Raw genomic sequence first — 10184 nt, forward strand, 5'->3', positions numbered from 1 at the left:
TTCCATTGAAATTGCGGAAAAACGTCACCCGGGTGGGGTGGACGGTGTAGGCCGATGGAAGGAGATGTCGTGAAAGTGCCGTTCTCGCGGTCGCCGCCGTCGCCGCCGCACTGGTGGTTCCCGCCGCCGATGCGGCGCAGTCGGTGCGCTTCGCGACGTTCAACGCCTCGCTCAACCGCGCCACCCAGGGCGAGCTACTCGCAGACCTGTCCACATCGGGCGATCCGCAGGCGGCTGAGGTGGCGGAGGTCGTGCAGCGCCTCCGCCCGGATGTCCTGCTGCTCAACGAGTTCGACTACGTCGAGGGCGGCGCAGCGGTCGGCGCCTTCCGCGCCAACTACCTGGCGCGGAGCCAGGGCGGTGCAGACCCGATCGACTACCCGTACGCCTACACCGCACCGGTCAACACGGGTGTGCCGTCCGGGATGGACCTCGACAACGATGGCACCACCGGCGACCCCGGCGACGCCTACGGCTTCGGGGCGTTCCCCGGCCAGTACGGGATGGTGGTGCTGTCGAAGTACCCGATCGGCGATGCCCGCACGTTCCAGGGGTTCCGGTGGGCGGACATGCCGGGCGCGCGGCTGCCGGACGACCCGGCGACGCCGCAGCACGCAGACTGGTATTCACCGGAGGAGCTGGAATCCCTTCGGCTGTCGTCGAAATCGCACTGGGACCTGCCGATCGACGTCGGCGGACGGACCGTGCACTTCCTGACCTCGCATCCGACGCCGCCGAGCTTCGACGGCCCCGAGGACCGAAACGGCCTGCGCAACCAGGACGAGATCCGCTTCTGGACGGACTACGTCACGCCGGGCCGCGCCGACTACATCTACGACGACACGGGCGCATTCGGCGGTCTCGCGCCGGGTGCCCGGTTCGTCATCGCGGGCGACCAGAACTCGGATCCGGTCGACGGCGACAGCAACGGCGCCCGCCAGATCCTGCGCGCGCCCCGCGTCATCGACCCGCTGCCGGGCAGCGCGGGAGCCGTTGAGGCCAGCACAACCCAGGGTGGCGTCAACGCGGACCAGCGCGGGAACCCGTTCTTCGACACCGGGGACTTCAACGACGAAGCGCCCGGCAACCTCCGCGTGGATTACGTCCTGCCGTCGGCGCCCCTGATCCCGTTGCGCGCCGGGGTCTTCTGGCCGGCCTCGAACGACGAGCTCGCGCGCCTAAACGACGCCTCGGACCACCACCTCGTCTGGATCGACCTGCTCGCCTGATCGCGGTCGAACAAGGGGCGCCACCGGATGTGCCGGGCACGCCGCCGGTCGAAGCTCGCGGCGTGAAAACACTGATCGCGGCGGTTGCGGCAGGGTGCTGCACGCCCCGACCGCAGCCGCAGCCGAACCCGCGCGACTCGCGCTCCCGGAACCGACCGGCCCGGATGCGGTCGGGGATTACCGCGCTGCACCTGGTCGACCACGACCGCCCCGACACGTGGGTGCCGCACGCGGACCGCGAGCTGATGGTGTCGCTGTTCTACCCGACCGAGGACCGCGACGGGCCGCGCACCAAGTACGTCACGCCCGAGGAATCGCGGCTGATCCTGGAGAGCCTGCGGGTGAAACGGTGTTCCCGGCGAGATCCTCAGCACGACCCACACACGAGCGGTGGTGGATGTGTAGCCGCCGGACCGGAAACTGCCGCTGGTGCTCTCGCCCGGACTCAGCTTCCCGCGCTCGTCGCTGACCGGGCTGGCCGAGGACCTCGCCAGCTGCGGTTGCGCCGCAGCCAGCCGGCCAGGCCGATCAGCAGCAAGGCGGAAAACGGAGCGATCAGTTTCTTCAGTTTTCTCCTCGGATCAAAGGGGTACGAACTGATCGCATGCTGCCAGCCGCCGACAATCGGAACAACAAGATCAACGAACTGATCCGGAATTAATTTCGACTGAACCGGAGATCATTTTTTCCGGGCGAATTCGGTGACCGCCGCATATCGCACCGGATGCGTATTGACGACGGTTCGAGACCCGCTTCGCGGCACCAACAACCCCGGCACCCACACCAGACTGAACGAAGCGAACGGACCGTTCGTGCCGCCTAACGACGCGAACAGGCCGTTCGCTTCACATCGGTTGGCGAGGCGGAACGAGACCGCGCCCGTTGGGATCGCCACCGAAACCTCTAGGCAGAACGGGTTCTACAGCGGCCTCTGCAGCACCCAACGGGCTCACGGACTTCTACCTGCGGTTCTAATCAACTTCCCCGGCCTATTGCCAGAACCTCTAAGCAGGCCCCCGGCTCAGCTGGGGTCGGTGACTCGGGCCAGGAAGTAGAGGGCTCAAGAGGGCTCCCGTGGTCTGGTGGCGCACCAGGAATAGGAACCGCAGAGACTAAGCCTCGCTGGAGAGTCGCAATTGGACAGATTTCGGGCGGAAGCAACGAGGTTCTCCAACCAGGTATCCGGCGGCAACTCCCCGTTGGGATCCAGATGCGGCGGCACCTCCGACAACTGCAACTGATCCGGCGTCCCCTGGGCCAGCGGGCCCCACAAGTCCTCCGGCCGCGTGGCGCTATCCGGCCTTTCCCCTTGCGCGTACTCGCCCTTCACATACCAGGCCTCGGTGCCCTCGTCGACCAACACCGTTGGACGCATCATTTGGGTTGTTCTCCACGCCGTTTTCCACCTCTTCACCACCAGCGCATGGTCCACCACACCCCACCAGTCCAGCATCCGCACGAACGCCACGACATTGGCACCATCAACACCATCGACCACTCCCGGTGACACAAGACGACGAACACGCGACAGTTGAATCCGCGAGGTCACCAATTAGGTGCGCACCCGGGTGGAGCGTGCGCGACCGATGTAGGAGCGGTGGATGTGGTAACAGGATTCCTATGAACGTGATGGCGATGGCCCGCCAGGAGCGGGCGGAGATGGCCGATTTCCTCCAGTCTTTGCGGCCTGAGCAGTGGGAGGAGCCCAGCCTGTGCTCGGGCTGGAACGTGCACGACGTGGTCGCGCACGTCGTGAGTTACGAGGAGCACGGCACAGCTGACCTGCTGAGACGATTCGCCAAGGCGCGATTCCGCCCGCACAGGTTGAATGATGTGGCGCTCGCGGAGTACCGGAGCCTGCAACCGCAGGAGCTGCTGGAGTTCCTGCGCGCGCACTTGGAGCCACGAGGCGCCACAGCCCGGTTCGGTGGAGGGGTGGGCTTGGTCGACTGCTTGATCCACCACCAGGACATCCGACGCCCGCTGGGCATGCCTCGAAGGGTGCCGGCGGAGCGCCTGCTGTACGCCCTGCGGTTCGCGGTCACCGCCCCACCTCTTCGCGGGTTCTGGCACGCACGCGGCGTGCGCATGGTCGCCACGGATGTGGACTGGGCCAGGGGCAAGGGCCCCGAGGCGCGCGGTGAGGCCGAAGCCGTTCTGCTGACGCTCGCCGGACGGGCCGGGGTGGCGCGAGAACTGACCGGCCCAGGAGCATCCATCCTCCAACGTCGCCTCGGTTGAAAGCGGATCGCTGTACGGCCGGGAGTGCGGCCGGGACGTAATGATCGCCCCGGCTGGCGAGCGGTCACACCTTCCAGGACCAGGACCAGGACCAGGACCGGGTGCCGTAGGGGTACTCCATCCGGCTGCCGACGGGTGAAGGTGTCGTAGCGGATGATGCCGGACATCCCCGAGGTCTGCGCATGGCCGATCGTCTGGCTGACGGACTTGCCGCTGATCACGATGTCCGCAGCGATGCCGTAGGAGTGCTAGCTGTTGGGCGCGCCGCCGACGTTCCCGTTGTGCGCCTTGCTGCGGAAGCCCGAGTTGATCTGGATCGGGGCGTCGCCCGCCTTCTTCCGGATCGCCTCCAGCTTGTACATCAACCGCCGCACGTTCTCCTTCACCGTGGACTCGTCGAGGTTTACCACCGCCTAAGCCGGCGGCCGTCCTTGGAGTGGAACTCGGAGAAGCCGAAGTGGGGGATCGAACCGTCGGAGTCCTCAAGCGCGTTCAGCTTCTGCTGCGTGTCGCGCTGTGTTCTGTCAGTAACGAAATTCGGGAAGGTGCGATCTGTTGCTTGATAGCAATTACGAAACAGGAGGGTGCTGGTGATCGCGGGCATCATCATGCTGGTCGGGATGGCAGCAACCGTCGCCATGAGCATTATCTTGTGGCAGCAGAAAGCATCGGGACGCACCATCTGGCCCTGGTTAGTGGTCGGCTTGTTGACGATGTGCCTGTGGCCGATCTCGTTGTGGGTTGCGATCGGACTGTGGTGGTACTGGCGGGGTACACCCGTACCGCCTGCTGCGGGCCATTACCCGCAAGTCATTCCGGGGCAGGCACCACCGGTCCGTCGGGGAGCTCGGGGGCCCTTGATCTCCGTGGCGTGCGTGCTCGGGTCGCTGATCACGATCGTGGTGTTCAGCGCACTCCTCCCGCCAGCACCAGCGCAAACGAACCAGGCGACGCCCGCCAACAGCACGGTGCCGTCTTTAACATCGCAACTGCCTCCATCGGCATCGCAGATCCCAAGCGTGCAGCTTCCGCCGGAAGCGGTCGTGCGCGGAGTTCTCGATGCTGACCGAGTCAGTGTCCAGATCGCGGGGCAAGCAGCTCAGCAAATTCGGATTGCCGGAGTTGACAGCCCGGCCACGGGTGCTGACCCCGAATGCTGGGGCACGGAAGCGAAAAGCTTTACTGAGAAGACGCTTTTGGGACAGACCGTGCGTGTCGAGCTTGATACGGCGTGGCAACCTGGTGCGCCGGATGAGCAAGCTGCGGCAATCTTCCTTTCTGGCGGAGTGAACTACTCGCGTCTCGCGTTGGAACAGGGCTTTGCCCGCTTGTCCGTGGATGGGCCTGCCGAGCTGATCGACGAGCTCTCCCAGGCGGAAACGAACGCGCGGAATGCGCAGGTGGGGCTGTGGGGAGCCCCGTGTTTCGGGGCGCTTCGACTGGCGCCGCCACCTCCACCGCCGGCACCCGAGCCGGTACCGCAACCGCAACCGCGGGCGGAGCCGCAACCGCAACCGCAACCGTGGGTGGAGCCGGAGCCGGAGCCGGAGCCGGAGCCTTCGCCGGACAGCGACAGTGGGCAGTCCCCGCTGGCCTCCTACCCGAACTGCAAGGCCGCGAAAGCTGCAGGTGCGGCACCGCTGTATCGGGGTGATCCCGGTTATTCGTCGAAGCTGGACCGAGACGGCGACGGGGTCGCGTGCGAATCCTGACCTGCAACTAAGCGACGTCGAGGAGCCCGGCGAGGGTGGTGGCGGTTTTCTCCGTGTCTTCGCCGGGTTCGAGGGCGAGGTCGATCAGCCGCATTCGAGTGTCGATGCCGTGCCGGTGGAAACCGTCGGGCGGCAGCACGACGAACGTCGTCGCCGACGTCGAACGATCCGGGGGTCAGTGTCGCCGCGCAGCACGAGTTCGGGCAGGACCACCGGACGCCCTCCGGCGGTCCGGTCGGCGTTGGCGTGGGCCTGCAACACGTTCGGGTCGGCGACGTTGTAACCAGTATCGGCTTCCAGCAGGGGCCAGCCGCCGACGAGTGAGTCGCGATCCTCGGTGACCGCGATCGGCTTCGCCTGGCTCCCCACCGCCACCGGTGGCGAACGCGCGAGTGGCCATCGCGGAGGTGTCCGAAGGCCAGGTGTGGGAGACGATGTTGCCACCGTGCTCGAACACGTGCGCCGAGCCTTGCTCGCCGAGCAGCGGGTCGCCGAGCAGCGGGTCGCCGATGCGCAGCAATCGGCGCGGGCGACCGCGTTCGTCGAGGAGGCCGACGTCGAACCTGATGTCGGGGCGGCCGTCGATTTTGGCGAGGCTGCGCACGGCTTCGACGAGCTCGTGCCCGGCACAGGTCACATCCCGGTAGGCACCCGAACTGTTCGTGCCGGGTTCGATGCCGCTGTCGCCGCCAACGTGTTGCTGCGCGAGCGCGACCAGGCGGCGGGCGATCTCGGTCTGCTCGGCCGACCACCGCACCGACTGTCGGGCGACGTGGTCGGCCAGTGGGTTCCCCGGCAATGCCGGTAGGACTTTGCGGTGGTCGAAGTAGCTCCACTGTCGGCTTCAAGGGAATGGCGGTACTCCCGCGTCAACGTTCCCCACTCGCCCGGCGCGTACTTGTACCGGCCTTTCATGATCTCCATCCTGGTGTCGGAGTGTCACCAGGCGAGCGTTCTGCGAGCGCTGTGCTCGCTCGGCTCAGTACTGACAAGATCGCCCCTGACCGGCGTTCGGGCAGGTCAAGGTCCATTCAGCGGAAGCGGGGGGATTCGAACCCCCGGTCGCTCTCACGACGCTCGCTTTCAAGGCGAGTGCATTCGGCCGCTCTGCCACGCTTCCCTGCCGCAGCGTAGCCAACCCGCGAAGATCTGCCTACAGCCGGTCCGGGGTCAGTCCAAGCCGCGCAGGCGGGTCGTCAGCCGCTCGAAAACTGCGCCCAACGCCTTCATCTCGTCGGGCTCCAGCAGGTCGATCATGTGCGCTCGTACGCCCGCGACGTGCGTAGGCGCTGCATTGCGCAGCTTCGCCAGCCCTTCGTCGGTGAGCACCGCGAGCACGCCTCGGCCGTCGCTGGGGCATTCGCCCCGGCTGACCAGCCCGGCCGTTTCCAGGCGGCGGATCTGGTGCGAGATCCGGCTCTTGGAGTGCGCGATCTGGTTGGCCAGCTCGCTCATCCGCATCCGCAGGTCGGGTTGCTCGGACAGACTGACCAGGATTTCGTAGTCCGCGATCGAGATTCCGTGGGCGAGCTGCAGTTCGCGGTTGAGCCGGTACTCCAGCAGCGCGCTGCCGACGATGTAAGCGCGCCAGGATGCCATTTCGCAGTTGCCCAGCCACTTGGTTCGCTGCTCGGTCGCCTCGGTCACGCGGCCAGGTTACCGGCAGGCTGACGGTACTGGTGCAGGTTCGGACGTACGGAAAATAATTTGCTTCCTAACCATTCAATTCGAGTACGATCGCGTCGTGCCCGGTTTCCTGGAACGAGACCCGCAGCGTATGCCGCTGAACTGGCTTGTTGGGCTGACCGGTCGGCGGTTGTCGCAGTACTGGGAGCAAGCGGTGGCGCGGAGCACCGCCCTGAGCCAGACGGCGCTGCTGGCGCTCACCGCGATCGACGAACGGGAGGGCCGAACACACCGCGAGGTGGCCGAGAGCTGCTGGGTGCGCCCGGCGACGCTGACCCCGGTCATCGATGCCCTGGAGGCCGACGGGTTGCTGACCCGGCAGCGCGACACCGTCGACCGGCGCGTGGTCCGGCTGCGCATCACCTCGGTGGGGCGGGCGGCGCTGGGCGACGCGTGGCGGGGGGTTCGCGCGGAGTTCCGGCGGATCGACCCGGGCGCCAGTCCGGCCGAAGAGGCCCTGATCCGTAAGTACCTGCTCACGATCCTGAGCGGTCTGAACGAGAGAGAAGGCGGATGTGACCACAGCGGTTGAAGTGACCGAGCTGGTCAAGCGCTACCCGAAGGCCAAGAACAACGCGGTGGACGGGCTCAGCTTCGAGGTGCAAGCGGGGGAGATCTTCGGGCTGCTCGGCCCGAACGGCGCTGGCAAGACCACCACCGTCGGCATCCTGACCACCAGGGTTCTGCTGACCAGCGGAACCGCCCGCGTCGCGGGGGTCGACGTGGCGGCCGATCCGGTCGCGGCCCGCAGCAAGGTGGCGGTCGTTCCGCAGCGGGTCAACCTGGACCGCTCGCTGAACGCCCGCCAGAACCTCATTTGGCACGCCGCGTACCACGGCGTCGCCCGCAGCGAGCGGCAGCGGCTCGCCGATGAGCTACTCGACCGGATGGGCTTGGCGGAGAAGGCGAAAGCCCGCGTCGACGACCTCTCCGGCGGGCAGGCGCAGCGGCTGATGATCGCCCGCGCGCTGATCCACAAGCCCGAGGTGCTGTTCCTGGACGAGCCGTCCACCGGGCTCGACCCGCAGGCCCGCCTGTTCGTCCACGACCGCATCAACGACCTGCGATCCGAGGGCGTGACGGTCGTGCTCACCACCCACGACATGGACGAGGCGGAGAAGCTGTCCGACCGGGTCGGCGTCGTCGACCACGGCAGGCTGCTGACGCTGGACACCCCGGAGGCGCTGATCAGGTCGCTGCCGGGCCGCGGCACGGTGGACGCCACGCTGCGGACCAACGGCTACGACCCGGCCAGGGTCGCCGAGCTCTTATCTGATGTGGACGGTGTCCAGCGGGTCGAGCAGATCGGTACCAGCGCCAACCAGGCAGGGGAAGCCGAACTGCGCCTGCGCCTGTACGTGGGCGAGGAGCCCGCCGCGCTGCTCGGCCCGGTCGCGCAAACGCTGCACGAGCAACGGGTTTCGGTCAGCGACCTTTCGCTGGGATCGGCGACGCTGGAAGACGTCTTCATCGACCTGACCGGGAGGGAACTGCGATGAGTCCTGTCCGCGCATTCACCGCGGTGCTGGGCCGCGACGTGTTCGTGACCGGTCGGGAGCTCCCGAGCTTCCTAGCGCAGGTACTGGTGCAGCCGGTGGCGCTGTTGTTCATCTTCGGCAAGGTGCTCAGCGAGCTCGGCTACGCCCAGCCCGGCTACGCGCAGATCCTGCTGCCGGGCATGATCGCACTCAACGCGTTCCTGGTGTCGCTGCAGAACACTTCTTTCCCGCTGGTGCTGGACTTCTCGTTCTCCCGGGAGATCGAGGACCGGCTGCTGGCACCGCTGCCGATCAGCTGGGTGGCGGTGGAGAAGATGCTGTTCGGCGCGCTGCGGGGGCTGCTCGCGGCGGTGCTGGTGGTGCCGATCGGGATGGTGATGCTGGGGAACATCAACTGGAACCCCGGCGGCCTGGCGTTTGCGCTGCTGTGCATGGTCCTGGGCTCGCTGTCCGGTGCGGCGGTCGGCCTGACGGTCGGAGCGGCGGTGCCGCCGCGGCGCATCAACATCATGTTCGCGGTGATCCTGGCGCCGCTGATGTTCACCGGGGCGACCCAGTTCCCGTGGGCGCAGCTGGAACACCTCCGCTGGTTCCAGGTCCTCTGCGCGATCAACCCGCTGACCTACGTCAGCGAAGGCATGCGCGGGGCGCTCCTACCGGACGTTCCGCACATGCCGCCCTGGATCTGCGTCCTGGCCCTGCTGATCGCCACAGTGGTCTTCGGAGCCCTCGGCATCAAGTTCTTTCTCCGCCGAGCCCTCGACTGACGCCTGCGTGCTGTTCGGATGGAGCGAACGGCCTGTTCGCCTCGATAGGTGAGGTGAACAGTCCGTTCGCTCCACCCACGTCCCACCGGTCCAGGTGACCGGCCTTGACCCTGGCCAGGAATCCGGCCCAGGAGTGCTGGTTCACGCATAACGTGGCGCCGTCGCGGTCCTTGGTGTCGCGGATGTAGGTCGCCGACTCGCCGATGGCCAGCTCGACGCACTCGTTCGCGCCGCTCCCGCTGCGGCTGCTCTTGCGCCAAATCAGACTGCTCATCCCAACGCCTTCGCTTGTGAGCGGATCAGTTCCGTCGACTCACCAGGCGGCAGCGCTGCCGAGGAGATCTCGTCGAACATGTCGAGGAACTGCCGAACCTCGTTCACATTCTCCACCTACGCACCGCCGGCGGGGTACTCCAGATAGACAGCTGGCAGGTCGCCGGGATCGCTGTAGTCGATGACCGTGAAGCCGCCCGACATGGTGCCGTAGGAACCAAGGCTGAATGGCACGACTTGGATCGTCACGTTGTTGCGCTCGGCGCTGGCTACAAGGTGATCCAGCTGCTCGGTCATGACCTCGGGCCCGCCGACGACTCGATGGATCACCGATTCGTCGATCAGAGCCTGTAGTCGTAGCGGTGTCGGTCTGCTCAACCTCACCTGTCGACTGATGCGAGCGTTCACATAGCGCTCAGGGCTGGCAGCATGAAACTGCCTGCCGCTCGCATTGATCGCCCTTGCGTACGCATGTGTTTGCAGAAGTCCCGGAATAACCAGCGGACCGAGGACACGCGCGGAGTCAGCCTCGCCTTCCGCCCGCAGGAAGGCGCGAAATGCCTTGGGTGACCCGTTCGGCGTGACGATTCACGCGGCTCGTTCACCTGCGTCCTCCCACAACGCTGCGGCTTCGGCCCGCTCGTCATCGCTTGCGTTGTAGAGCGCGAGCAGCGCCTGCAATGTCGCCCAACCTGGCCGGGAGTGGCCGGTTTCGTAGCGGCTCATCGCCCACGTGGAAGCCGAGCATCGACAACGCGAACAAGGCAGCCGCCACCG

General features: G+C 66.7%; 15 protein-coding genes and 1 tRNA gene. 7 read left to right on the plus strand and 9 right to left on the minus strand.

The genetic code is table 11. The features are described 5' to 3' along the window. Nucleotides 1-113 precede the first annotated feature (113 nt). Nucleotides 114-1229, plus strand: coding sequence for an endonuclease/exonuclease/phosphatase family protein (locus tag SSPN_RS0133180; RefSeq protein ID WP_010313493.1), 1116 nt, complete (start codon nucleotides 114-116; stop codon nucleotides 1227-1229). A gap of 679 nt (nucleotides 1230-1908) precedes the next feature. Here SSPN_RS0133180 and SSPN_RS0133190 read toward each other — a convergent pair. Together SSPN_RS0133190 and SSPN_RS0133195 are read right to left on the minus strand one after the other, a co-directional pair. Then, a complete protein-coding gene (locus tag SSPN_RS0133190) occupies nucleotides 1909-2124 on the minus strand; it encodes a hypothetical protein (RefSeq protein ID WP_010313498.1) in 216 nt (71 codons plus the stop codon). Between the two features lie 165 nt (nucleotides 2125-2289). Next, nucleotides 2290-2778, minus strand: coding sequence for a hypothetical protein (locus tag SSPN_RS0133195; RefSeq protein ID WP_148272070.1), 489 nt, complete (start codon nucleotides 2776-2778; stop codon nucleotides 2290-2292). Nucleotides 2779-2849: 71 nt separating this feature from the next. On the opposite strand from SSPN_RS0133195, the gene SSPN_RS0133200 reads away from it, so the two are divergent. Then, complete coding sequence (locus SSPN_RS0133200; protein ID WP_010313502.1) at nucleotides 2850-3470, plus strand: maleylpyruvate isomerase family mycothiol-dependent enzyme; 621 nt, start codon at nucleotides 2850-2852, stop codon at nucleotides 3468-3470. Between the two features lie 248 nt (nucleotides 3471-3718). On the opposite strand, the gene SSPN_RS60750 is transcribed toward SSPN_RS0133200, so the two are convergent. Further along, a complete protein-coding gene (locus SSPN_RS60750) occupies nucleotides 3719-3856 on the minus strand; it encodes a D-Ala-D-Ala carboxypeptidase family metallohydrolase (protein WP_237710869.1) in 138 nt (45 codons plus the stop codon). A gap of 204 nt (nucleotides 3857-4060) precedes the next feature. Between SSPN_RS60750 and SSPN_RS60755 the strand changes: the two genes are divergently transcribed. After that, complete coding sequence (locus tag SSPN_RS60755; RefSeq protein ID WP_148272071.1) at nucleotides 4061-5182, plus strand: excalibur calcium-binding domain-containing protein; 1122 nt, start codon at nucleotides 4061-4063, stop codon at nucleotides 5180-5182. Nucleotides 5183-5266: 84 nt separating this feature from the next. Here the strand turns inward: SSPN_RS60755 and SSPN_RS0133230 are convergent, their stop codons facing one another. Further along, a complete protein-coding gene (locus SSPN_RS0133230; RefSeq protein ID WP_029535978.1) occupies nucleotides 5267-5551 on the minus strand; it encodes a hypothetical protein in 285 nt (94 codons plus the stop codon). Nucleotides 5552-5606: 55 nt separating this feature from the next. Between SSPN_RS0133230 and SSPN_RS0133235 the strand changes: the two genes are divergently transcribed. Next, nucleotides 5607-5990 (plus strand): hypothetical protein, encoded by a 384-nt coding sequence (locus tag SSPN_RS0133235; protein WP_044576155.1) that lies wholly within the window; start codon nucleotides 5607-5609, stop codon nucleotides 5988-5990. Nucleotides 5991-6217: 227 nt separating this feature from the next. Here SSPN_RS0133235 and SSPN_RS0133240 read toward each other — a convergent pair. Then, nucleotides 6218-6302: transfer RNA gene (locus SSPN_RS0133240), tRNA-Ser, on the minus strand. Between the two features lie 50 nt (nucleotides 6303-6352). Then, complete coding sequence (locus tag SSPN_RS0133245; RefSeq protein WP_010313513.1) at nucleotides 6353-6829, minus strand: MarR family winged helix-turn-helix transcriptional regulator; 477 nt, start codon at nucleotides 6827-6829, stop codon at nucleotides 6353-6355. A gap of 97 nt (nucleotides 6830-6926) precedes the next feature. Here SSPN_RS0133245 and SSPN_RS0133250 point away from each other — a divergent pair, with 97 nt between their 5' ends. Genes SSPN_RS0133250 through SSPN_RS0133260 form a run of 3 tightly spaced genes read left to right on the plus strand, consistent with a single transcriptional unit; the run spans nucleotide 6927 to nucleotide 9134 of the window. Next, nucleotides 6927-7400, plus strand: coding sequence for a MarR family winged helix-turn-helix transcriptional regulator (locus SSPN_RS0133250; protein ID WP_029535979.1), 474 nt, complete (start codon nucleotides 6927-6929; stop codon nucleotides 7398-7400). After that, nucleotides 7384-8367, plus strand: coding sequence for an ABC transporter ATP-binding protein (locus SSPN_RS0133255; protein ID WP_010313517.1), 984 nt, complete (start codon nucleotides 7384-7386; stop codon nucleotides 8365-8367). Before SSPN_RS0133250 ends, SSPN_RS0133255 begins: the two co-directional genes overlap by 17 nt. Next, on the plus strand, nucleotides 8364-9134 hold the full coding sequence (locus SSPN_RS0133260) for an ABC transporter permease (RefSeq protein ID WP_010313519.1): 771 nt from the start codon (nucleotides 8364-8366) through the stop codon (nucleotides 9132-9134). The genes SSPN_RS0133255 and SSPN_RS0133260 overlap by 4 nt, the downstream gene beginning before the upstream one ends. On the opposite strand, the gene SSPN_RS50080 is transcribed toward SSPN_RS0133260, so the two are convergent. From SSPN_RS50080 to SSPN_RS60765, 3 genes are all read right to left on the minus strand, one after another. Further along, entirely contained in the window at nucleotides 9103-9408 is a 306-nt protein-coding gene (locus SSPN_RS50080) for a DUF397 domain-containing protein (RefSeq protein WP_010313521.1), read from the minus strand. The genes SSPN_RS0133260 and SSPN_RS50080 overlap by 32 nt on opposite strands. 116 nt (nucleotides 9409-9524) lie before the next feature. Next, entirely contained in the window at nucleotides 9525-9995 is a 471-nt protein-coding gene (locus tag SSPN_RS60760; RefSeq protein ID WP_337466388.1) for a DUF5753 domain-containing protein, read from the minus strand. Further along, nucleotides 9996-10184 (minus strand): helix-turn-helix domain-containing protein (locus SSPN_RS60765; protein WP_237710870.1); only part of this gene is annotated, 189 nt, incomplete at its 5' end.

This window comes from Saccharopolyspora spinosa NRRL 18395, from assembly GCF_000194155.1.
Classification (GTDB): domain Bacteria; phylum Actinomycetota; class Actinomycetes; order Mycobacteriales; family Pseudonocardiaceae; genus Saccharopolyspora; species Saccharopolyspora spinosa.